We start from the raw sequence: 23,019 nt of genomic DNA on the forward strand, positions 1-23,019 counted from the left end.
CGTAAGGATGGCTTATGAAAATTGTTATCGCACCGGACTCGTATAAGGAAAGTTTGAGTGCGCTTGAGGTTGCGACAGCGATAGAGCGTGGTTTTCGCGAGATTTTTCCCGAGGCGGTTTACGTCAAAATCCCGGTCGCGGACGGTGGCGAAGGGACGGTTGAGGCGATGATCGCGGCAACGCATGGACGCATTGTGCATGTTCCGGTGACCGGCCCGCTGGGTGAGCGCGTGGACGGGTTTTATGGCTTATCCGGTGACGAGCAGAGTGCCTTTATTGAAATGGCGGCGGCAAGCGGCCTGGAGCTGGTCGTCCCTTCACAGCGTAATCCCCTGAAAACCACCTCCTGGGGCACGGGCGAACTGATTCGGCATGCGCTGGATGCGGGCGTTAAGCATATCATCATTGGCATTGGCGGCAGCGCCACCAATGACGGCGGAGCAGGGATGGTGCAGGCGCTGGGCGCTAAATTGCTCGACGCGAGCGAACAACCTCTTGGGCAGGGCGGAGGCGAACTGGGAAAACTCGCGCGTATCGACCTGAGCGGGCTGGACAGACGTCTGGCGGAGTGTCGGATAGAAGTTGCATGTGATGTCACGAATCCGCTTACCGGAAAGGACGGTGCGTCAGCCGTATTTGGCCCGCAAAAGGGTGCCACACCTGAGATGATCGTCACCCTGGACAACGCGCTGGCGCAGTATGCGAGAGTCATTGCCCGGGATCTGGATATCGACGTACTAAACCTTGCTGGCGGCGGAGCGGCGGGTGGCATGGGGGCGGCGCTGTACGCCTTTTGCGGCGCGCAGCTGCGCCAGGGCATTGAGATCGTGACCGATGCGCTACACCTGGCCGACCAGGTGGCCGATGCGGATTTGGTGATCACCGGTGAAGGCCGCATTGATAGCCAGACGATCCACGGCAAAGTCCCGGTGGGGGTGGCGAAGGTGGCGAAACGCTTTAACAAACCCGTTATCGGCATTGCAGGCAGCCTGACGGCGGACGTTGGCGTCGTACACGATCACGGCATTGATGCGGTGTTTAGCGTTATCTACACCATCTGCTCGCTGGAAGACGCGCTGGAAAATGCCAGCGAGAACGTCAGGATGACCGCAAGGAATATCGCTGCGGTGCTGAAAGTGGGGCAGGGAATGTAGTTCTCCCTCTCCCTGTGGGAGAGGGGCGGGGTGAGGGCATCAGGCCGCACCCGCAATTGTAGGCCCGGTAAGCGTAGCGCCACCGGGCATTTACCTTAGCTCCCCAACACCTTCATCGCTTCCCGCGTCACATTATCCATTTCATCCAGCAGCTCCAGGAACTCCGGTTCAAGCTCCGATTCCGGCGTACCGGCACGCAGCTGCTGCTCCAGCAGCTGGCAGAGGTTTTTCAGCCGCGGCACGCCGCTGTACCCGCAGCTGCCGTGCAGCTTGTGGATCGCGTCCAGCAGATCTTCCGGATTTTCACCCACCAGCTGCTCTTCCACCTTATTGCGAATTTCAGGCAAAAACGCGACCAGCATTTGCAGCATGTCGCGGGCGAGATCGGGTTTACCTGCCGCCTGGCGCAGCGCAAGCTGCCAGTCAAAGGTGGCGTTCTGATTAACGCTTACCTCAGCCTGCTCGCTGGAAACCGTGTACGTCCCGCCGATATGACCCGGCTTATATCGCAGCAGCAGGCTATGAAGTTTCTCTTCATCGATGGGCTTTGCCAGGTAATCGTTCATCCCGGCGCTCAGCAGCTTCTCCTTCTGGCCCGCCATCGCATGTGCGGTGACCGCAATGACCGGCGTTTGCTGCTGATGCGGCAACTGGTGGATCAGCTCGCAGGCCCGGATGCCGTCCATGCCCGGCATCTGAATATCCATCAGGATTAAATCGAACTGCATCTGCTTAGCCTGTTCAACCGCCTGCGCGCCGCTGGTGCACAGCTCAACATGCTGAACCTGGTCTTCAAGCAATGCGCCAATGAGCTTCAGGTTGGCCGGATTATCATCCACCGCCATCACGCTCATCGGCAATTTTTGCTCATCGTTAATCAGCGGAAGGGCATGCTGGCTAAGACGGCAATACTCCGTGAGCGCGGGCAGGAGACGGGTCGCGGTGAGCGGTTTTAGCAGACACGCGGCGGCTCCGTCATTTTTTAACTCTTCTGCATTCAGCTGAGCGTGGCAAGGCAGCGCCAGCAGCAGATAGTCGGTCATCGACGCGGCTTTCGCCAGCCGCTCCTGCTGCATGGTCAGCTCGCCGGTAAAGGTGACCGGGATCCCCATCAGCAGGATGTCATAATGCTCAACGGCCAGGGCGGAGAAGGTTGGGCTGTAGACCACCTCCAGCGGCGTGGTGCTTAATATGTCGAGCGTACACTGCGCCGCTGCGGCGTTAGGCTCAACATAGGCCAGTCGCTTGCCCTTCAGGCAGTCCGTCATCGGACCGTCGGTCAGCACGTTCGGATTAAGGTCCAGATTAATGTGGAACCAGAAGGTTGAACCGCGGTTTGGCTGGCTGTGGAAAGAGATATCGCCGCCCATCTCGTTCACCAGACGCTGGGTGATCACCAGCCCCAGACCGGTGCCGCCATGACGGCGGGAGATACTGGCATCCGCCTGACGGAACGCCTGGAACAGACGCGACTGGTCGCGCTCCGGAATACCGATGCCGGTATCGCGGATCTGGACTTCAATCTGAACCTTATTGCTGCTGATAGAGCGTTTCTCTACCAGGACGTCGATATTACCGCTTTCGGTGAATTTAATGGCATTCCCGACAAGGTTGGTAATGACCTGCTGCAGGCGCAGCGGATCGCCAATAACGTTATCCGGCACGTCGTTTTTAATATTAAGCGTCAGCTCCAGGCCTTTATCGTGCGATGAGTGCGCGAGCAGCGTCACAACCTCATCGAGCGTGCTGCGCAGCGGGAAGGGAATGCTTTCCAGGATCAGCTTGCCCGCTTCCAGCTTGGAGAAGTCCAGCACGTCGTTGATGATCGCCAGCAGGTTGTTGGCCGAGCGTTCAATGGTGTGCAGGTGATCGCGCTGAGTGGGGTTGAGCTCGCTTTTGAGCGTCAGGCGGGTAAAGCCGATCACGCCATTGAGCGGCGTGCGCAGCTCATGCGACATATTGGCAAGGAATTCCGATTTAATACGCGCCGCTTCCTGGGCGCGCTTTTTCGCCAGATCCAGCTCAACGTTCTGGATCTCCATCTGCTCCAGCGTTTCGCGCAGGTCGGACGTCGCCTGGTCAACGTTGTGCTGCATCTCTTCGTGATACGCCGCCAGCGACATCGCCATCGAGTTGATGCCGTTTTTCAGCATATCCAGCTCGCCCAGCATAAAGCCTTCCACACGGCTGTCGAGCTGTCCCCGGCGGATGCGGTCAACCGTGTTAACCATGTTGCGGATGGGGCCCGTCACGTCGCGCATCAGGCGCCAGCCGAAGATCAGCGCAATGCCAATGCAGAACAGCATCATCACGCCAGAGATGAAGATTTCTTTGTACTGCTGTAGCCGGACCGACTTGAGATCCAGCTCCAGCGCCACATATCCCAGCATATTATTGCTGGATTTGGCGTCGGATTGCGCGGACTCATCGGGGGAATAGCTTTCCGACACGATCGGCGTGCGCAGGATCATGATATCGCCGCGCCGCAATACGGTGAGGTGGCGCGGGAACGGCGTACCGTCCGGGATCTTCAGGGCCGCCGGATCGAGATGAAAGTTCGAGGTGACAAACAGCCGGTTATGTTCGTCGTAAACGGAAATGGCGCGTACGATGTCCGAGTGGCGGCGGTGGAGTACGCTGATTAACTGCCCAATGGATTCGCGGTTTTGCAGGTTCATGCCGTACTCGCTGGATACGGCAAGCGGTTCGATGATGCTGGCGCCTGCATCCTCCAGCTGCCGCTGCAAATCGTTATAGCGGTGCACCACAAAGAAGATACTCAGCAGCAAACCGATGAGAACGGTGGGGGCGAGGATCAAAATCATCATGCGCGCGCGCAGGCTGTAGTTGGTCATGGCGTTCCGTTATGGGACAATTAAGATAATTATGTTTATGTGAGAAAAATCTCGGCGATGGCGCAATTCTACTCTGCAAAGCGACGCGTGACGACGCGTGAAATCATTACTGTTGAAGCCACGGACCTCGATCCGTTTGGTCAGGGAGTAGCACGTCACAATGGTAAGACTCTGTTTATAACAGGTTTACTGCCAGCAGAACGAGCAGAAATTACGCTGACGGAAGATAAACGTCAGTTCGCGCGCGGACAGGTTAAGCGTCGTCTCAACGATAGCCCGGAGCGCGAGAAGCCCCGCTGCCCGCATTTTGGCGTTTGCGGCGGCTGCCAGCAACAGCATGCGAGCACAGAATTACAGCAAAAAAGTAAAAGCCGCGCGCTGGCGCGTCTGCTCAAACATGACGTTAACGAAATTGTTGCCGACGAGCCCTGGGGCTATCGTCGGCGCGCGCGCCTGAGCCTCAGCTATCAGCCAAAAACGGAACGTCTGGAGATGGGGTTTCGCAAGGCCGGCTCCAGCGACATCGTTGACGTGAAGCAGTGCCCCATTTTGGCGCCCCATCTTGAGGCATTACTTCCGGAAGTGCGCATCTGCCTCTCCGGGCTGGACGGCGTACGCCATCTCGGGCACGTCGAACTGGTCATGGCAAACAATGGCCCGCTGATGGTGCTGCGCCACACCGCACCGCTGTCGAAAAAAGATCGCGAAAAACTGGAACGCTTTTCGCATTCCCACGACCTGGCGCTTTTCCTGGCACCACAAAGCGAGATACTTGAGCAGGTTACCGGTGAGGCGCCCTGGTATGCGTCAAACGGGCTACGCTTAACGTTTAGCCCGCGGGATTTCATTCAGGTCAATGATGGCGTTAACCAGCAGATGGTGGCGAAAGCGCTGGCGTGGCTGGACGTTCAGAAAAGCGATCGGGTGCTCGATCTGTTCTGCGGAATGGGCAACTTCACGCTGCCGCTGGCGCGAGAAGCGGCCAGCGTCGTCGGCGTGGAAGGCGTTGAGGCGCTGGTGGCGAAAGGGCAGGAGAACGCGCGGCAGAACGGCTTGCAAAATGTGACATTCTTTCATCAAAATCTTGAGGACGATGTCACCCAACAGCCGTGGGCAAAGCAGGGCTTTGATAAAATTTTGCTCGACCCGGCACGTGCCGGTGCCCCGGGCGTGATGGCACATATTATTAAACTCGCGCCAAAGCGTGTGGTCTATGTTTCCTGTAACCCGGCAACGCTTGCCCGGGACAGCGAGGCATTACTCAGCGCGGGTTACCAGATTCAGCGTCTGGCAATGCTGGACATGTTCCCGCACACTGGGCATCTGGAATCGATGGTGTTGTTCGAGCACATCTAATTTGTTTGGCTTGTCGACTTCGACAGGCCCTGGTCCCTAAAGGAGAGGACAATGGTTGCGGTAAGAAGTGCACATCTCAATAAAGCTGGGGAGTTTGACCCACAAAAATGGATCGCAAGTCTGGGAATTTCCAGCCAGCAGTCGTGTGAACGCTTAACCGAAACCTGGGCCTATTGTCTGCGCACCACGCAGGGGCATCCCGACGCCGATCTTCTCCTGTGGCGCGGCGTTGAGATGGTTGAAATCTTGTCCATGCTGAACATGGACATCGAAACGCTGCAGGCCGCGCTGCTCTTCCCCCTCGCGGATGCGGACGTGGTCAGCGAAGACGTGCTGCGCGACAGCGTCGGCAAATCCGTCGTCGCGCTGATCCACGGCGTGCGCGATATGGCGGCCATTCGTCAGCTTAAAGCCGCTCATACCGATTCCGTCTCCTCAGAGCAGGTCGATAACGTTCGCCGGATGCTGCTGGCCATGGTGGATGATTTCCGCTGCGTGGTCATCAAGCTGGCCGAGCGTATTGCCCACCTGCGAGAGGTAAAGGATGCGCCGGAAGACGAGCGCGTGCTGGCCGCCAAAGAGTGTACGAACATCTATGCGCCGCTGGCGAACCGCTTAGGGATTGGTCAGCTGAAATGGGAGCTGGAAGATTACTGCTTCCGCTATCTGCACCCGGCGGAATATAAACGGATTGCCAAACTTCTGCACGAGCGCCGTATCGACCGCGAGCACTATATCGAGGAGTTTGTCGGCGGCCTGCGCCAGGCGATGAAAGAAGAGAACGTGCGCGCCGAAGTCTATGGTCGGCCTAAGCATATCTACAGCATCTGGCGCAAAATGCAGAAGAAACACCTCGCCTTTGACGAGCTGTTTGACGTGCGCGCCGTGCGCATCGTGGCGGAGCGTCTGCAGGACTGCTACGCCGCGCTGGGGATAGTACACACTCACTTCCGTCATCTGCCCGATGAGTTCGACGACTATGTCGCCAACCCAAAACCGAACGGCTACCAGTCTATCCATACCGTGGTGCTTGGCCCTGGCGGTAAAACGGTTGAGATTCAGATCCGCACCAAACAGATGCATGAAGACGCCGAGCTGGGCGTTGCCGCGCACTGGAAATACAAAGAAGGCACCTCCGGCGGTGCGCGTTCTGGCCACGAAGACCGCATTGCCTGGCTGCGCAAGCTGATTGCGTGGCAGGAAGAGATGGCTGATTCCGGCGAGATGCTCGACGAAGTGCGCAGCCAGGTCTTTGACGATCGGGTGTATGTCTTTACGCCGAAAGGGGACGTTGTCGACCTGCCGGCCGGCTCTACGCCGCTTGATTTTGCCTACCATATCCACAGCGATGTGGGACACCGATGCATCGGGGCGAAAATCGGCGGGCGTATTGTACCGTTCACCTATCAGCTGCAGATGGGTGACCAGATTGAAATCATTACCCAGAAGCAGCCCAACCCGAGCCGGGACTGGCTTAACCCTAACCTGGGCTACGTCACCACCAGCCGCGGGCGCTCGAAAATTCACGCCTGGTTCCGTAAGCAGGATCGTGACAAGAACATCCTTGCCGGTCGCCAGATCCTCGACGACGAGCTGGAGCATATCGGGATAAGTCTGAAAGAGGCGGAAAAATTCCTGCTGCCGCGCTACAACTTCAACGAGCTTGACGAGCTGTTAGCGGCCATTGGCGGCGGTGATATTCGTCTGAATCAGATGGTGAATTTCCTGCAGGCGCAGTTCAATAAGCCAAGCGCGGAAGAGCAGGATGCGGCGGCGCTGAAGCAGCTGCAGCAGAAAACCTACGCGCCGCAGCAGCGCAGTAAAGACAACGGCCGCGTGGTGGTCGAGGGTGTAGGTAACCTGATGCATCACATCGCCCGCTGCTGCCAGCCAATTCCAGGGGACGATATCGTCGGCTTTATCACCCAGGGGCGCGGGATTTCAATTCACCGTTCCGACTGCGACCAGCTTGCCGAGCTTCAGTCCCATGCGCCTGAGCGCATCGTGGAAGCGGTCTGGGGTGAAAGCTATTCCGCTGGCTACTCGCTGGTGGTGCGCGTTACCGCCAACGACCGCAGCGGCCTGCTGCGTGACATCACGACCATTCTTGCCAACGAGAAGGTCAACGTGCTGGGCGTCGCCAGCCGCAGCGATACCCGCGAGCAGCTTGCCACCATCGATATGACTATCGAAATCTACAACCTGCAGGTGCTGGGCCGCGTGCTTGGCAAGCTGAACCAGGTGCCGGATGTGATTGACGCGCGTCGTCTGCACGGCGGCTAAACATCCTCTTCCGTAGGCCGGGTTAGGCAACGCCGCCACCCGGCATTTTTTTATCAGGACAGAATTATGACTCAAATCGACCGCCTGCTCGGCATCATGAAACGCCTGCGCGACCCGGAAAACGGCTGCCCGTGGGACAAAGAGCAGACTTTCGCTACCATCGCCCCGTACACCCTTGAAGAGACCTATGAGGTGCTGGACGCCATTTCCCGCGAAGACTTTGACGACCTGCGCGGCGAGCTGGGCGATCTGCTGTTCCAGGTGGTGTTCTATGCACAAATGGCGCAGGAAGAAGGGCGCTTTAACTTTGACGATATCTGCGCAGCAATCAGCGACAAGCTTGAGCGCCGTCATCCTCATATTTTCGGTGACGCTACCGCAGGAAACAGCACCGAAGTCCTGGCCCGCTGGGAGCAGATCAAAAGCGCCGAGCGGGCAGAAAAATCCCAGCACTCCGCGCTGGACGACATTCCGCTGAGCCTGCCCGCACTGATGCGTGCGCACAAAATCCAGAAACGCTGCTCCGCGGTGGGGTTTGACTGGACCTCTCTCGGCCCGGTGCTGGATAAAGTGCACGAAGAGATTGACGAGGTCATGCATGAAGCGCAGCAGGCGGTGGTGGATGAAGCAAAGCTTGAGGAAGAGATGGGCGACCTGCTGTTTGCGACCGTCAACCTTTCTCGCCACCTGGGTGTAAAAGCGGAAACGGCGCTGCAAAAAGCCAACCTGAAATTCGAACGCCGCTTCCGCGAAGTGGAGCGGATTGTCGCCTCGCGCGGCCTGGAAATGAGTGGTATTGACCTCGAAGCGATGGAAGAAGTCTGGCAGGAAGTAAAGCGCCAGGAATCTGATCTCTAACGAAATTTTGCGATCAAGCGCAATTTGTGTGATTTTTTAAATGACAAGCGCTTGATTTGCGTCAAAAACATTTACCCAAAAGGGGCTATTTTCTCACTCCTTATGTTTGTCATGGCCTGGAATGGAGACGGAGAATGAAAGTTTGTGGCGCTCGCCGTGTTCGGGTATACTACTTTCCCGTCCTGGTTATTCCATCGTTTCACCCTAACTTCTCAGGTTCAGCATGACAACGAACTATATTTTTGTGACCGGCGGGGTCGTATCCTCTCTGGGTAAAGGCATTGCCGCAGCCTCCCTCGCAGCCATTCTTGAAGCCCGTGGCCTTAATGTGACCATGATGAAACTGGATCCGTACATCAACGTCGATCCGGGCACCATGAGCCCAATCCAACACGGGGAAGTGTTCGTTACTGAAGACGGCGCTGAAACCGATCTGGATCTTGGCCACTACGAGCGTTTCATCCGCACCAAAATGACCCGTCGTAACAACTTCACGACTGGTCGCATCTACTCCGACGTTCTGCGTAAAGAGCGCCGTGGTGACTACCTGGGTGCAACCGTTCAGGTTATCCCGCACATTACTAACGCCATCAAAGAACGCATTGTTGCGGGTGGCGAAGGCCACGACGTGGTGCTGGTTGAAATCGGCGGTACCGTGGGTGATATCGAATCCCTGCCATTCCTGGAAGCGATTCGTCAGCTGGCGGTAGACATTGGCCGTGAACACGCGCTGTTCATGCACCTGACGCTGGTGCCGTATATGGCCGCTGCAGGTGAAGTGAAAACCAAACCGACTCAGCACTCTGTTAAAGAGCTGCTTTCTATTGGTATTCAGCCAGACATCCTGGTTTGCCGCTCCGATCGCGCGGTTCCGGCGAACGAACGTGCGAAAATTGCATTGTTCTGTAACGTGCCTGAAAAAGCCGTTATTTCAATGAAAGATGTCGATTCCATTTATAAAATCCCGGGCCTGTTGAAATCTCAGGGCCTGGACGATTATATTTGTAAACGATTCAGCTTGAACTGTCCGGAAGCTAACCTGTCTGAATGGGAACAGGTTATTTACGAAGAAGCCAATCCGGCAGGCGAAGTGACTATCGGTATGGTCGGCAAGTATATCGAGCTGCCGGATGCCTATAAGTCAGTGATCGAAGCGCTGAAACACGGTGGTCTGAAGAACCGTGTCTCCGTGAACATCAAGCTGATTGATTCGCAGGATGTTGAAACGCGTGGCGTTGAAATCCTGAAAGATCTGGATGCTATCCTTATCCCTGGCGGCTTCGGCTACCGTGGTGTAGAAGGCAAGATCGCCACCGCGCGCTATGCGCGTGAAAACAATATTCCATACCTCGGCATCTGTCTGGGTATGCAGGTTGCGCTGATCGAATTTGCGCGCAACGTAGCGGGAATGGAAAACGCGAACTCTACGGAATTTGTGCCAGACTGTAAGTACCCTGTTGTGGCGCTTATCACCGAATGGCGTGACGAAGAAGGTAACGTCGAAGTCCGTACCGAGAAGAGCGATCTGGGTGGCACCATGCGTCTTGGCGCACAGGCCTGCCAGCTGACTGACGATAGCGTGGTTCGCAAGCTGTATGGCGAGCCGGTCATCACCGAGCGCCATCGTCACCGCTATGAAGTCAACAACATGTTGTTGAAACCTATTGAAGCCGCGGGCCTGCGTGTTGCGGGACGCTCCGGGGATGATCAGTTAGTCGAGATCATTGAAGTGCCAAACCATCCGTGGTTTGTCGCCTGCCAGTTCCACCCGGAATTTACTTCAACGCCACGTGACGGGCATCCGCTGTTTGCAGGCTTCGTTAAAGCCGCCAGCGACTACCAGAAGCGTCAGGCGAAGTAAAAAAAGTTAGAACGGCAACGCGTACCTTTGGTACGCGTTGTTTGTCTGGAGTTTTAGTTTAACTTGTACTGAGGAAAATCTAATGTCCAAAATCGTTAAAGTCATCGGTCGTGAAATCATCGACTCCCGTGGTAACCCGACCGTTGAAGCCGAAGTTCACCTGGAAGGTGGTTTCGTTGGTATGGCTGCTGCTCCATCAGGTGCTTCTACCGGTTCTCGCGAAGCGCTGGAACTGCGCGATGGCGACAAATCTCGCTTCCTGGGTAAAGGCGTACTGAAAGCGGTTGGCGCTGTAAACGGTCCTATTGCTCAGGCAATCATTGGCAAAGACGCCAAAGACCAGGCTGGCATCGACAAGATCATGATCGATCTGGACGGTACTGAAAACAAATCTAACTTCGGTGCGAACGCAATCCTCGCTGTTTCCCTGGCGAACGCCAAAGCGGCTGCGGCTGCTAAAGGTATGCCACTGTTCGAGCACATCGCTGAACTGAACGGCACCCCAGGCAAATACTCCATGCCTGTACCAATGATGAACATCATCAACGGTGGTGAGCACGCAGACAACAACGTTGATATTCAGGAATTCATGATTCAGCCAGTTGGCGCGAAATCCCTGAAAGAAGCCGTACGTATGGGTTCTGAAGTGTTCCACAACCTGGCTAAAGTTCTGAAAGCTAAAGGCATGAACACTGCTGTTGGTGACGAAGGTGGCTATGCGCCAAACCTGGGTTCTAACGCAGAAGCACTGGCTGTTATCGCAGAAGCAGTTAAAGCTGCTGGCTACGAGCTGGGCAAAGACATCACCCTGGCAATGGACTGTGCAGCATCTGAATTCTACAAAGACGGTAAATACGTTCTGGCTGGCGAAGGCAACAAAGCGTTCACCTCCGAAGAGTTCACTCACTTCCTGGAAGACCTGACCAAACAGTACCCAATCGTGTCTATCGAAGACGGTCTGGACGAGTCTGACTGGGCTGGCTTCGCATACCAGACTAAAGTACTGGGCGACAAAATCCAGCTGGTTGGTGACGATCTGTTCGTAACCAACACCAAGATCCTGAAAGAAGGCATCGAGAAAGGCATCGTTAACTCCATCCTGATCAAATTCAACCAGATCGGTTCTCTGACCGAAACTCTGGCTGCGATCAAAATGGCGAAAGACGCTGGCTACACCGCGGTTATCTCTCACCGTTCTGGCGAAACTGAAGACGCTACCATTGCCGACCTGGCTGTTGGTACCGCTGCAGGCCAGATCAAAACCGGTTCTATGAGCCGTTCTGACCGTGTTGCTAAATACAACCAGCTGATTCGTATCGAAGAAGCGCTGGGTGAAAAAGCACCATACAACGGTCGTAAAGAGATCAAAGGCCAGGCATAATTGCTTAAGCCTTAAAATGAAAATGCCAGTCGAATGACTGGCATTTTTTTTGGCTATTTAAAATCGACCGCCATTTGCTCCGGAATGGTCAGCCCCTGGGTAGTTTGCACGCAGCGGGCGATATAATCCGTAAACCGGGGGGGCTTGGGCATTCCCATGCTCAACAGCTTATCGTTGCTGAAACGCACGTTAAGCGTCGCAAACGCACCGTATAACCGCATGGCTCTAAGCATCAGACGCTCGTTGCATGGGCCAAAAATATGTTTCAACTCGCGGCGCATTCGGACCAGCGTTTCGTAGCTGACCTGGGCATATTTATCCCCGACGGGGGCTTTCTCCAGCGCCTGCGCCATCGCCTGATCGATATCCGCAAAGCGAACGCTGTTCTCTTCCCCCGCAGAAATGTGTACTACTTCCCCCGAACGCGCGTTGCTGTTAAGCAACATTAACAGCGCGTCGGCGCAATAATCCACTGGCACAACGTCGATCCGGTCTTCCATTGAGCACATGAACTTCTGCAGCATCAGGCCCATGCTAAAGACCCAGAAAATGCTGCTCGACGGCGTGCAGCCGTGACGGGTATGGCCAACGACGATGGACGGACGGGCGATGAGCAGGGGAAGGTTAGGGCACTCCTGGCGCATCAGCTGTTCGATGGTTGACTTCGAAAACGTGTATTCCACCAGGTGTTCAGCATTCTCTCTGAATTCGGCGCTTTCGGCGACCAGGGAATCCTGCTCCGGCGTGCATGACATCGCGGTGCCGACGTGGAGGAAACGCTGCAGTCCTGTGACCTGCTCCATGCGGCGCGCCAGCGCCAGCGTTCCTTCAACGTTGACCTTCCAGATCAGCGGGTTGTTACCAAATGAGGCGACAGCCGCACAGTTCACGACATGCGTGACCCGATCCAGACGGGGATCGTTCAGGAAGGCTTCTGGCTGGCTGAGGTCGCCAATCAGGATATTATCCACATTCAGGGAGGCCAGTTTGTCCTCAGGAACGTTGAACTTGCGCATATTCTCCAGCACGCGCTCCAGCCCGCTCTGCGGATCGCTGGCGCGCGCAAGCAAAAGGAGTTCTATGGATTGATCGTTGGTCAGGATTTTTTCAAGAACTGCACCGCCCAGAAATCCGGTCACGCCTGTAATCAATAACATCTTCATTAATACCGTCTCATTATGATTGATGAGGCGGATTGTAGGCGGGCAAAAGTAAACGGCATTTAAATAATAAAACGCCGAAATCAGTTGCGTCTTAAGCTTATTTTAAGGAAAGGGAATCAGGTGAAGATATTGGACATTATCGCAATGGTAAAAATTCAATCTATTAAAATTTAAATTTTAACTCATTGAATTTAATTGATTTTATAAGGTCTGTGCCGAATGGTGGACTTAATTCAAAATGTAATAAATATAATACTTTGTTACACCAAACATTTGCCGGATAAATGATGAAAACCCCACTTAACGAAAATCAGACAATATAAGTCGCAGGCCGATTTATTTAGCCTGCGAATGATTTTCAGAGCAAAAGGGGAAGCGTGGCGCTGGCTGTTTGCTGGCTAACGTCGCCGTAATGACCATCCAGCGCAATCATGGACGTGGTCAGCAGCTCGACCAGCAGCATAACCCCAACCTTAGCATTGAGTGCGCCAGCGCTTAGGGGACCCTCTGGTTTGGCCGCAACCAGCAGCATGTCGCTCAGGGATGCCAGCGGGCTGCGGGGCGTATTGCTGAGTGCCAGAACCTTAACGCCGCGCTTGCGGGCAAGCTTCACCACGTGGAGTAAATCCCGCGTTGAACCCGAACTGGAGATAGCCACGACCAGGGTCTCTTTTGAAAGCGTTGTCGCATTCATGGCCGCGCGGTGCATATCGCTGAACAGCTGCGCGGGTTTGCCCAACCGCAACAGCTTGTAGTGCAGATACTCCCCGAGGATCGCGCTGGCCGCAACGCCATAAATCTGCACGGACTGCGCCTGGTGCAGCGCCAGTGCGGCCTTTTCAAGCAGCGTGCGGTCAAGGAGCCGGGCGGTATCCTGCAAAGCTTGCACCGACTCATCCACGACGTTATCAATCTCATCGCCCGCCTGACGCGCGGGCTGGCCCTGCTGAATATCCAGCGCAAGCGCCATTTTAAATTCGTTATAGCCCTTGCAGCCCAGCGTCCGGCAAAGACGCGTGACGCTGGCCTCGCTGGTGTGGCTCTCGCGCGCCAGCTCGGTGATCGTCAGGTAGAGCACCCGGGCAGGATCGCTGAGGACAAACTCGCCGAGTTTTTGTTGTGTTGGGCTGTACCCGGAAGCCTCCTGGCGTAGCTTCAGCAGCAGGTTTTCATGGTCTGACATGCTCGATCCTTAATGCGTTTCTCTGCGACTAGTGTGGCGGAAAGCGGGGGAAAGATGCCAGTCATTTTGAAAAAGTATGATCGTCGTCCTGGTTTGTGATGATAATTTTCACTATTAAATATTTATATGGTAAAAATTTTCATCGTTTAATGAGGGGATGAAAAAATGATGCAAATATTAAGTGGGGCTTCTTCAGGGGGATGGTTTGAAAAAGCGCAGCGCTTTGGCAAATCCTTTATGTTGCCGATTGCCGTGCTGCCTGCGGCGGGTCTGCTGCTGGGGATAGGCGGCGCGCTATCGAATCCCAACACGCTGGCAGCCTATCCGTTTTTAGACGTGAGCTGGCTGCAGGCCATTTTCACCATCATGAGCAGCGCAGGATCCATCGTGTTTGCGAACCTCTCGGTGCTGTTTGCCGTTGGGGTGGCCGTCGGGCTGGCAAAAAGCGATAAGGGCACGGCCGGGCTGGCGGCATTACTCGCGTTTCTGGTGATGAATGCCACCATCAACGCGCTGCTGATCCTCACCGGCAAACTGGCGCAGGAGAATCCGGGGGCCGTGGGGCAGGGCATGACGCTGGGTATTCAGACGCTGGAAACTGGCGTGTTTGGCGGCGTGGTGATTGGACTGGTGACCTGCGCGCTCCATCATCGTTTTAACAAGATTGCGCTTCCGCAGTTCCTGGGCTTTTTTGGCGGCTCGCGATTTGTCCCCATTATCAGCTCCCTGGCGGCGATACTCGTCGGTGCGCTCATGACCGTGGTCTGGCCGCATTTCCAGAAGCTGATTTTTGGTCTCGGCGGGCTGGTGGATGCTACGGGTTATCTGGGCACCCTGCTGTACGGCTTTATTCTCCGCATGCTGGGCCCGTTTGGTTTGCACCACATCTTCTATCTGCCTTTCTGGACTACCGCGCTTGGCGGGAGTGAAATCGTCAACGGACACCTCGTGGAAGGCACACAGCGGATCTTCTTTGCCCAGCTGGCCGACCCGAACACGCAGCATTTCTATGAGGGCACGTCACGCTTCATGTCCGGGCGCTTTATTACGATGATGTTTGGCCTGCTCGGGGCGTGCCTGGCGATGTACCACACGGCAAAACCCGAGAACAAAAAGCGCGTTGCCGGGCTGCTGCTCTCTGCGGCGTTAACCTCGTTCCTGACGGGGATTACCGAGCCTATTGAGTTCTCCTTCCTGTTTATTGCGCCGGTGCTTTACGTCATTCATGCGCTGTTTGACGGGCTGGCGTTCATGCTCGCACACATGCTGCATATCACCATCGGGCAAACCTTCTCTGGCGGTTTCATCGACTTCGTGCTGTTCGGCATTTTGCAGGGGGAGGCCAAAACCAACTGGATGTTCGTTCCGCTGGTCGGCGTACCGTGGTTCTTCCTTTACTACTTAACCTTCCGCTATCTGATTAACCGTTTTGATTTCGCCACGCCGGGTCGGGAAAAGGAGGCGATGGCTGACGAGGTCAGCCTGCCGCAAAACGAACGCGCCGCTGCGGTGATCGCCGGATTAGGCGGAAAAGACAATCTGGAAGAGGTGGACTGCTGCGCCACGCGTCTTCGCGTTACGGTCAAGGACGGCAGCAAAGTGAATGACTCGGCGCTGAAAGCCACCGGGGCGCGCGGCGTTATCGTGCGCGGCAACGGTGTTCAGGTCATCTATGGCCCGCACGTCACGATTATCAAAAACGAAGTGGAAGAGATCTTATCGTAATGAAAACTGTACTGGATACCCTGAAGGGAAAACTGGTCGTCTCCTGTCAGGCGCTGGAAAATGAACCGCTGCATAGCCCGTTTATTATGTCGCGAATGGCGCTGGCAGCGGCACAGGGCGGGGCCGCCGCAATTCGTGCCAACAGCGTGGTGGATATCGAGGCCATTAAGCAGCAGGTCTCTTTGCCTGTTATCGGCATCATCAAACGGGATTACCCGGAAAGCGAGGTATTTATCACCGCGACAATGAAAGAGGTGGATGAGCTCATGGCCGTCTCTCCGGAAATCATTGCGCTTGATGCGACGGCGCGGGAGCGTCCCGGCGGAGAATCTCTGGAAACGCTGGTCACGCGCATACGCTCACGTTACTCCTCAGTATTGCTGATGGCGGATATTTCAACGGTCGAAGAGGCAGTGACGGCGCAGGCGCTGGGCTTTGACTGCGTCGGCACCACGCTTTATGGCTATACGGCGGAAACGGTGGGCCATTCGCTTCCTGAGAACGACTGCGCGTTCCTGAAGGCCGTGCTGGCTGCCGTAACGGTCCCCGTAATTGCCGAAGGCAACGTGGATACGCCTGAACGCGCGGCCAGATGCCTGGCGCTAGGGGCGCATACGGTCGTTGTCGGCGGTGCGATCACCCGCCCACAGCAAATTACCGAGCGCTTTATGGCGGCGATTGGCGCGCAAAGCACCGATGGAGCATGACCATCCGGCGGGGATCTGCGATACTTATCGTTTATCCCCTTTACTGAGATGACTATGCAGTACCCGATTAACGAGATGTTCCAGACCCTGCAAGGCGAGGGTTACTTTACCGGCGTTCCCGCTATTTTCATTCGTTTACAGGGATGCCCGGTTGGCTGTGCCTGGTGTGATACCAAACATACGTGGGATAAGCTCGCAGATCGGGAAGTGTCGCTGTTTAGCATTCTGGCGAAAACCAAAGAGAGCGATAAGTGGGGCGCGGGCAGTTCAGAAGATCTGCTGGCCATTATTGGTCGTCAGGGCTGGACCGCGCGTCACGTGGTGATCACCGGCGGTGAACCCTGCATCCACGATCTGACGCCGCTGACCGAGCTGCTCGAAAAGAACGGCTACAGCTGCCAGATTGAAACCAGCGGCACCCATGAAGTGCGCTGCTCGCACACGACCTGGGTGACGGTATCGCCAAAAGTGAATATGCGCGGCGGGTATGACGTGCTGTCTCAGGCGCTGGAACGCGCGGATGAGATTAAGCATCCTGTAGGGCGCGTGCGTGATATCGAAGCGCTGGATGAACTGCTGGCCACGCTGACGGATGAAAAGCAGCGCGTCATTGCGCTACAGCCGATCAGCCAGAAAGACGACGCGACGCGCCTGTGCATCGATACCTGTATTGCGCGCAACTGGCGCCTGTCGATGCAGACGCACAAGTACCTGAATATTGCCTGACCCTTTCGTGGCCCCGCCTATCGCGGGGCACGACCTGAAGGGAGTAACGCCCAGGTCACTCCCACCGAAGCGAGACACATCGCGCTGTTGAAAAGGAGGGCATACTGTGCGGCGCTGGCCATGCCCAGCGGCAGCAGCAGCGCATAGAGCGACGCGGTAACCGCGATCCCCATCGCTCCCCCCAGCGAGCTGCCCATTTTGTACACCCCAGAGGCCACCCCGACTTTGTTTTCTGGCGCGTTCATCACCGCAGTATCCGTTGACGGCGTGGCGTAACATCCCAGCCCCAGACCAAATAAAATGTTACTGAGAAAGACGGTGACGATGTAGATCTCCTTGCTTAAAAACGTGCAGGAGATGAGCGTGATGCCCGTTGCAGTCAGCAGCGGCCCGGTCATCATCGGCAGGCGCGCGCCGTAGCGCTGAAGCAGCTTTTCCCCCACCCGGATCATCGCCAGCACGGTAATCAGATATCCCAGCGTCATCATGCCGGTTTGCAGCGGCGACAGACCTTGGCCCTGCTGCAGCCAGATGCTGGCGATCATCATGGTGCCAATGCAGCCGTTGAGCAAAAAGTTAGAGAATACCGAGGCGCTGTAGGCCCGGTTTTTAAACAGGGCAAAATCAATCAGCGCCGCGTCACCCTTGCGTCGCCCGGTGAGCACAAAGCAGGCCGCTGCCAGCGCGGCGCCCCCCAGCACCAGCAGCGACAGGCCGCTGCTCCAGCCCCAGCTGTGGCCTTTGCTGATAAACAGGTTCAGCAGCACCAGCATGCAGACAAAGCTCACCAGACCGCCAATATCCAGCTTATGGCGGCTCGCGCCGTCGCTTCGGCTTTCCGGCGTGCCACGGATCAGCAGCAGCGCTGCCGCTGCCACCAGCATGGAAAAAATGAAGATCCATCGCCAGCCGAGCGTGGTGGCGATGGCGCCGCCGACAAACGAGCTCAGCCCGCTGCCGCCCCATGAGCCGATGACCCAAAAGCTGATTGCCCGCTGGCGAGCGTTGCCTTGATACCAGGTTTTAATCAGCGCCAGAGTGGCGGGCATGATGCAGGCCGCTGACAGCCCCTGTATCGCTCTCCCCAGCAGAAACAGAACCGGCTCCCACGAGAAAAAAAGCAGGGCGCTGCCGATGATGCTCAGCGCGAGGCCAATATAGGTCATACGCACGCGGCCAAACTTATCGGCAAAGCCGCCGCAGGCAACGACAAAACAGCCGCTGAACAAGGCGCTAAGGCTGACCGCCAGCGTGAGGGTTTCAAGGGAGATAGCGAGGCTGTTTTTCATTGCCGGGACAACGTTAATCACCGACTGCGCAAATAACCAGAAGGTCAGAACGCTCATCACAATACCGGCCAGCAGCCGATCGTTACCGGCGTAGGACGGTGTGCCTGTCAGGGGTACGGTAATCATCGTTCGGCCCTCCGGGGTTGGTGCGAATCAGCGCAGATAGTGCTCGGTCAACGCACTCCAGAGTGCCGCGCCGGTAAGCAGAAGTTTGTCGTTAAAGTCGTAGCCTGGGTTATGCACCATGCAGCGGTCCGGCTCATCGCCAGCGCCGAGGGTGAAGTAACAGCCGTTGGGGTTTTTCTCGAGCATGAACGCAAAATCTTCGCTTCCCATAAAGGCATTCACCGACGTGACGGCATCCTGACCGAACAGGTCGGTCGCCACCGTGCGCACCATGTCATTGGCCTGCGGGCTATTGCGCAGCACCGGGCTGCCGTTGACGTGACGGATCGTGGCCGTGGCGTTGAAGCTTTCAGCCTGTGCCACGGCAATGTCGTGGATTCGCTGCAGGACGGTTTGACGCACCGCTTCGTCCAGCGTGCGCACGGTCAGCTTCATTAATACCTTATCGTTAATAATATTCGGGGCATGTCCCGCCTGGATGCTGCCCACGGTTACGACGACCGGCTGGAATGGGGTGATATTCCTCGACACAATCGACTGCAGGGCGAGGGTGATATGGCAGGCAACCAGCGTGGCATCAACGGTGTGTTCCGGAACGGCGCCGTGACCCCCTACGCCGTTCACTTCAATATGAACGGTGTCAGAGGAGGCCATCATGGCGCCATCGCGCAGGCCAATTTTCCCAAGCGGCTGGGAGGGCATGTTGTGCAGGCCAAAAATATGGTCGCAGGGGAATTGTTCAAACAGGCCATCTTCAACCATGACGCGCCCGCCATACAGCAGCTCTTCGGCTGGCTGAAAAATCAGATGCAGCGTGCCGCTAAAGTTGCGGCTTCGGGCCAGATACTCTGCGGCATAAAGCAGGGTAGTGGTGTGGCCATCGTGCCCGCAGCCGTGAAATTTACCTTCAACCGTGCTGCTCCACGTTTTGCCGCTATTTTCCTGCATCGGAAGCGCATCCATATCGGCGCGCAGGCCCAGACGTTTGCTGCCGTTTCCTACCTTCAGGGTGCCGACTACCCCGGTTTTGGCCATTCCCCGGTGGACCTCATAGCCCCACTGCTCCAGGAGTGACGCGACGCGGTCGCTGGTTTTGTGCTCCTCGAAGCCTGTTTCGGGATGTCGGTGAAACTCGCGGCGTAATTCAGTGAACTGAGCCTCGGAGCCTCGCAGCGCGTCAACAATTGGATGTGTCATTTTTGTTATCCTTTTCCTGCCAAATGGTGTTAGTTTCGAGTTTATGTCGATCGCATTGCCGGAAAATGTCCTTTTTTGTTGTAAATCGACGCCTTTTTTCTGATTGTTTTTCATACGATTCGGTTATGACAAAAAAGAGTGCGTCATTTTTTGTCTTCGTGGAGGGGGCGAATGGAACATCGTGATAATGAGTTTGCGATAGCCGTTGAGGACATTCGCCTGTTCGCGCAGGATGAAGGCGATTTGCTGACGATACTGTGGGTGCTGGAAGGGCAAGCTGAACTGCAAACCGAGGCGGGACAAGAAAGGGTCCCGACAAATGGCCTTGTAGTGATAAACCGCCATCAGCGATGGAGGCTTATCAGCCAGAACGCGAATGTGACTCTGCGTGTCGTTCTATCCGGACGCTGGGTAATCCAGCTGTACAATGATTTTTTTGCCCATGATTACGCGGTTCCGGAGGAGTCAGGCGGGCGCTGGCCGCAGTGTGACGAGCTTCGGCACCTGCTGCGCCAGCTGCTGGTGGTGACGCTGGTCAACGATCCGCATCGCTACCGGCTGGAGGCGAATCGCTGGCTGAGCGAGATCCTGCTGCTGCTGATTGGTCGCTTTCAGCAGCCCGTCCGCCAGAAACCCCGGAACCAGCACCCCAACGTAAGCAAGCGCATCGCCCGTGTACTTGAGCGGATCGACGCCAGCTACACCCGCCGCATTACGTTGGCCGAAATCGCAGAGAGTGAGTTCGTCTCAGAAGCGTGGCTCTCTCGTCTCTTTCGAAAAGAGACGGGAGCCAGTTTTATGCAGTACATCACTGCCCTGCGGCTGGAAAAAGCGGCTGACGCCCTGTGTCTCACCAGCCGCCCTCTGCATCAGATTGCGCTGGAGAACGGATTTGCCAGCACACGTATGATGACCGATAGTTTCCAGCGCTATCACAATATGTCTCCGGGTGAGTTTCGTAAGGCCGGGCGTCATCGTCCCCTTGCGTTCCGCCCGCGCACGACCGTGGATGAACAGCGTTTCCCTGTTGCGGTAGATACGTTATTTAGCCTGCTTAACGACGCTGAGACCCGCGGTTGGGAACCGTCGCCGCTAACCTACTCCCCGTGTCAGGAGCGGATACTGGATGTGCAGCAGCTTTATCCGCTCTCTTCCGCGCTGCGCCGCACGCGGCTGGTCATCACCCTGCGCGAGCTAGACGATTTGCTGCGAGAGGATGTTCGTCGGCATCTGGAGGCGCTACACGAGGCGATCCCGATTGAGGGCATTGATATCGCCGAACCTTTTCTCAGCAGCCGTCTGTTCGCTACGGGATGGGACGATCCCCAAATGGCGGGCTACGCCTGTTGGTATCATCTGCAGCAATTGTTTACCTGGGTGGCGAAAAAAGGCTGGACGGTCCTGCTGCACACGGGGGTCACTACCCGCTGCGATCTCCTGACGCGCTTTTTGCAGCTTTCGGTTAACCGATTTTTGCCCGACATTACCGCTGGCTGGCACGTCGTCATGCACTGGTCTCCCCAGGCAAACGCGGAAACCCAGGAGCACGCCTGGCGGGCGCAGCGGGCGGCGCTGAGGGCCTACCTTCCGCAGGCAAAATTGGGGGTGTGGCATCGCTTCTCCCCCGATGGTAGCGAGCTGAGCGGTGACGCGCTGTTCCGTTCTGACATTCTGGACGAGGCTGATTTCCTCGCATGTCCGGCAGATGCCAACGAGCTGCTCGATCTGGCGCAGCTGGATCCCGCGCATCTTTCCTCGTCTGAAAATTACCCGGTGCTAAAGGTCCGCCAGATCCTCGCCGCCCTTCGCCAGCGGCAGCGGACGCTGCCGGTATGGTTACTCTCGTGGAATACTCTTACGGGGAATACGCGGGCGACCAACGGCTGGTTTTTTCGCGGTGCGCTGTTGATGCAGAATCTGCTCGGGCTTTCAGAACAGGTATGGCTGGCGGGATTCTGGCTTAATTCTGGTTTACAGGGGGAAGCGAGGGCGAACAACACCCTCGATACATCAAGCCTTGCGCTTCAATATAATCACGGCCTTCCACGGCCCATCTATTGGGTACTCTGGCTGTGGCAGCGTCTGCGGGGAGAGGTGCTCGTTAACGACAAGAGCGTGCTGCTGCTCCGCCATCAGGGGCGATATCAGCTGCTGTTGCGTAACGTGGTGGTCTTCAATCCTCTGCTCTCCAGCGAGGAGGCTTTTATTCAGCGTTTTCGCCAGCAGTATCATCTTGAGCTGCGAGGAATGCGCGGTCACTGGCGCATAAAGAGACATTTGTTCGATCGGCACAACGGTGCGCTCTACCCATTGCTTGAAGAAGTACACAGCGACAGCGGGCCTGATGAGGAGATGTGGCGCTGGATTGCGCACAAAGCGCGCCCAACGCTTTCCTTACGCGATGAACGGCTTTATGACGGCTGGCAAATTACAGAATCGCTGGAAAGTAACGCGCTTGTGCTCTATGAGTTCACGCCGCTAAAAGTGCGTGGGGAAGAGGAGAATCACTCCCCGCGATAGATGCAGCCCGCGGTGCAGGTCTCTTTGATCATCACCGCGCTCAGCAGCGGTACCAGCGGCTTCATCTGATCCCAAATCCATTTTGCCAGCACTTCGCTGGTCGGGTTTTCAAGGCCCGGGATCTCATTCAGGTAGTAGTGATCCAGACGATCGTAGGTCGGCTTAAACGCCGCCTTCAGCTCGGCAAAATCCATGATCCAACCGGTATGCGGATCAACTTCACCGGTGATCTCAAGACGCACCATGAACGAATGCCCGTGCAGACGGCCACATTTATGTCCTTCAGGGACATGCGGAAGGTGGTGGGCGGCTTCGAAGGTGAAATCTTTAAACAGTGTGGTGGACATGATCGCTCTCAGTAATGCGGAAAAAACCGCCGCATAGTACCGGAAAGCACAATTTTTAGCATTAACTAAAACGGCTCAATAGGTACTGAGCCGCTAAATGTCCAGTTTTTGTTAATTTTATTATTATATTTCAATAGGTTAATTAATCGCTTTTACTGTTAAGAACGATAAGTAAAACAGGTTAGTCCATTTGGTTATTTATTATTTCCATCCCTTCTTTAATTGTTATTATCCTCGCCGTTAACCTTATCTTCAGTTTGGATTTATTCGCTTAAAGTCCGCTTGGCT

Annotated in this window: 16 protein-coding genes; 10 read left to right on the forward strand and 6 right to left on the reverse strand. The window is 56.0% G+C overall.

The window, feature by feature from the left end; genetic code table 11:
- Positions 1-14: 14 nt before the first annotated feature.
- On the forward strand, positions 15-1,154 hold the full coding sequence (locus F0319_RS07990) for a glycerate kinase (protein WP_111965438.1): 1,140 nt from the start codon (positions 15-17) through the stop codon (positions 1,152-1,154).
- Between the two features lie 95 nt (positions 1,155-1,249).
- Here the strand turns inward: F0319_RS07990 and barA are convergent, their stop codons facing one another.
- Positions 1,250-4,009, reverse strand: a complete 2,760-nt coding sequence (barA, locus tag F0319_RS07995) for a two-component sensor histidine kinase BarA (protein WP_111965439.1) — start codon at positions 4,007-4,009, stop codon at positions 1,250-1,252.
- Between the two features lie 57 nt (positions 4,010-4,066).
- Between barA and rlmD the strand changes: the two genes are divergently transcribed.
- The 5 genes from rlmD (at position 4,067) to eno (ending at position 11,748) form a co-directional block, all read left to right on the forward strand.
- Entirely contained in the window at positions 4,067-5,365 is a 1,299-nt protein-coding gene (rlmD, locus tag F0319_RS08000) for a 23S rRNA (uracil(1939)-C(5))-methyltransferase RlmD (RefSeq protein WP_149366630.1), read from the forward strand.
- Between the two features lie 51 nt (positions 5,366-5,416).
- Entirely contained in the window at positions 5,417-7,648 is a 2,232-nt protein-coding gene (gene relA, locus F0319_RS08005) for a GTP diphosphokinase (protein ID WP_008499628.1), read from the forward strand.
- 66 nt (positions 7,649-7,714) lie between these two features.
- The gene (gene mazG, locus F0319_RS08010; RefSeq protein ID WP_149366631.1) at positions 7,715-8,506 is read left to right on the forward strand and encodes a nucleoside triphosphate pyrophosphohydrolase; all 792 of its coding nucleotides are present in this window, start codon (positions 7,715-7,717) and stop codon (positions 8,504-8,506) included.
- Between the two features lie 223 nt (positions 8,507-8,729).
- A complete protein-coding gene (pyrG, locus tag F0319_RS08015; RefSeq protein WP_032648095.1) occupies positions 8,730-10,367 on the forward strand; it encodes a glutamine hydrolyzing CTP synthase in 1,638 nt (545 codons plus the stop codon).
- 82 nt (positions 10,368-10,449) lie between these two features.
- Entirely contained in the window at positions 10,450-11,748 is a 1,299-nt protein-coding gene (gene eno, locus F0319_RS08020; protein ID WP_024909267.1) for a phosphopyruvate hydratase, read from the forward strand.
- 53 nt (positions 11,749-11,801) lie between these two features.
- Here the strand turns inward: eno and F0319_RS08025 are convergent, their stop codons facing one another.
- Entirely contained in the window at positions 11,802-12,911 is a 1,110-nt protein-coding gene (locus F0319_RS08025; RefSeq protein WP_149366632.1) for an SDR family oxidoreductase, read from the reverse strand.
- A gap of 358 nt (positions 12,912-13,269) precedes the next feature.
- Positions 13,270-14,094: a MurR/RpiR family transcriptional regulator gene (locus F0319_RS08030; protein ID WP_024909265.1), complete on the reverse strand. Its 825-nt coding sequence runs from the start codon at positions 14,092-14,094 to the stop codon at positions 13,270-13,272.
- Between the two features lie 165 nt (positions 14,095-14,259).
- Between F0319_RS08030 and F0319_RS08035 the strand changes: the two genes are divergently transcribed.
- From F0319_RS08035 to queE, 3 genes are read left to right on the forward strand one after another with little or no spacing between them, the layout of a single operon-like run.
- Positions 14,260-15,819: a PTS transporter subunit EIIC gene (locus tag F0319_RS08035; protein ID WP_149366633.1), complete on the forward strand. Its 1,560-nt coding sequence runs from the start codon at positions 14,260-14,262 to the stop codon at positions 15,817-15,819.
- Complete coding sequence (locus F0319_RS08040; RefSeq protein WP_149366634.1) at positions 15,819-16,526, forward strand: N-acetylmannosamine-6-phosphate 2-epimerase; 708 nt, start codon at positions 15,819-15,821, stop codon at positions 16,524-16,526. Before F0319_RS08035 ends, F0319_RS08040 begins: the two co-directional genes overlap by 1 nt.
- 54 nt (positions 16,527-16,580) lie before the next feature.
- Positions 16,581-17,252 carry a 7-carboxy-7-deazaguanine synthase QueE gene (queE, locus tag F0319_RS08045; RefSeq protein WP_149366635.1) on the forward strand — a complete coding sequence of 224 codons (672 nt, stop codon included), beginning with the start codon at positions 16,581-16,583 and terminating at the stop codon, positions 17,250-17,252.
- A 17-nt stretch (positions 17,253-17,269) separates the two neighbouring features.
- On the opposite strand, the gene F0319_RS08050 is transcribed toward queE, so the two are convergent.
- Together F0319_RS08050 and F0319_RS08055 are read right to left on the reverse strand one after the other, a co-directional pair.
- Positions 17,270-18,667 carry an MFS transporter gene (locus tag F0319_RS08050; RefSeq protein WP_149366636.1) on the reverse strand — a complete coding sequence of 466 codons (1,398 nt, stop codon included), beginning with the start codon at positions 18,665-18,667 and terminating at the stop codon, positions 17,270-17,272.
- Between the two features lie 27 nt (positions 18,668-18,694).
- Entirely contained in the window at positions 18,695-19,864 is a 1,170-nt protein-coding gene (locus F0319_RS08055) for a M20 aminoacylase family protein (protein ID WP_149366637.1), read from the reverse strand.
- 171 nt (positions 19,865-20,035) lie between these two features.
- Between F0319_RS08055 and F0319_RS08060 the strand changes: the two genes are divergently transcribed.
- Positions 20,036-22,384, forward strand: a complete 2,349-nt coding sequence (locus F0319_RS08060) for a helix-turn-helix domain-containing protein (protein WP_149366638.1) — start codon at positions 20,036-20,038, stop codon at positions 22,382-22,384.
- Here F0319_RS08060 and queD read toward each other — a convergent pair.
- Positions 22,369-22,731: a 6-carboxytetrahydropterin synthase QueD gene (gene queD, locus F0319_RS08065; RefSeq protein WP_111965448.1), complete on the reverse strand. Its 363-nt coding sequence runs from the start codon at positions 22,729-22,731 to the stop codon at positions 22,369-22,371. The two genes, F0319_RS08060 and queD, sit on opposite strands and share 16 nt — an antisense overlap.
- Positions 22,732-23,019: the final 288 nt, after the last annotated feature.

It is taken from the genome of Enterobacter vonholyi, from assembly GCF_008364555.1.
Taxonomy (GTDB): domain Bacteria; phylum Pseudomonadota; class Gammaproteobacteria; order Enterobacterales; family Enterobacteriaceae; genus Enterobacter; species Enterobacter vonholyi.

What these genes read in the sequence shown, in the direction of transcription:
- F0319_RS08060 (WP_149366638.1), top strand. Translation starts at nt 20,036, where the DNA reads ATGGAACATCGTGATAATGAGTTTGCGATAGCCGTTGAGGACATTCGC.
- queD (WP_111965448.1), bottom strand. Translation starts at nt 22,731, where the DNA reads ATGTCCACCACACTGTTTAAAGATTTCACCTTCGAAGCCGCCCACCAC.
- F0319_RS08050 (WP_149366636.1), bottom strand. Translation starts at nt 18,667, where the DNA reads ATGATTACCGTACCCCTGACAGGCACACCGTCCTACGCCGGTAACGAT.
- barA (WP_111965439.1), bottom strand. Translation starts at nt 4,009, where the DNA reads ATGACCAACTACAGCCTGCGCGCGCGCATGATGATTTTGATCCTCGCC.
- queE (WP_149366635.1), top strand. Translation starts at nt 16,581, where the DNA reads ATGCAGTACCCGATTAACGAGATGTTCCAGACCCTGCAAGGCGAGGGT.
- eno (WP_024909267.1), top strand. Translation starts at nt 10,450, where the DNA reads ATGTCCAAAATCGTTAAAGTCATCGGTCGTGAAATCATCGACTCCCGT.
- F0319_RS07990 (WP_111965438.1), top strand. Translation starts at nt 15, where the DNA reads ATGAAAATTGTTATCGCACCGGACTCGTATAAGGAAAGTTTGAGTGCG.
- F0319_RS08030 (WP_024909265.1), bottom strand. Translation starts at nt 14,094, where the DNA reads ATGTCAGACCATGAAAACCTGCTGCTGAAGCTACGCCAGGAGGCTTCC.
- F0319_RS08040 (WP_149366634.1), top strand. Translation starts at nt 15,819, where the DNA reads ATGAAAACTGTACTGGATACCCTGAAGGGAAAACTGGTCGTCTCCTGT.
- rlmD (WP_149366630.1), top strand. Translation starts at nt 4,067, where the DNA reads ATGGCGCAATTCTACTCTGCAAAGCGACGCGTGACGACGCGTGAAATC.
- F0319_RS08025 (WP_149366632.1), bottom strand. Translation starts at nt 12,911, where the DNA reads ATGAAGATGTTATTGATTACAGGCGTGACCGGATTTCTGGGCGGTGCA.
- mazG (WP_149366631.1), top strand. Translation starts at nt 7,715, where the DNA reads ATGACTCAAATCGACCGCCTGCTCGGCATCATGAAACGCCTGCGCGAC.
- F0319_RS08035 (WP_149366633.1), top strand. Translation starts at nt 14,260, where the DNA reads ATGATGCAAATATTAAGTGGGGCTTCTTCAGGGGGATGGTTTGAAAAA.
- pyrG (WP_032648095.1), top strand. Translation starts at nt 8,730, where the DNA reads ATGACAACGAACTATATTTTTGTGACCGGCGGGGTCGTATCCTCTCTG.
- relA (WP_008499628.1), top strand. Translation starts at nt 5,417, where the DNA reads ATGGTTGCGGTAAGAAGTGCACATCTCAATAAAGCTGGGGAGTTTGAC.
- F0319_RS08055 (WP_149366637.1), bottom strand. Translation starts at nt 19,864, where the DNA reads ATGACACATCCAATTGTTGACGCGCTGCGAGGCTCCGAGGCTCAGTTC.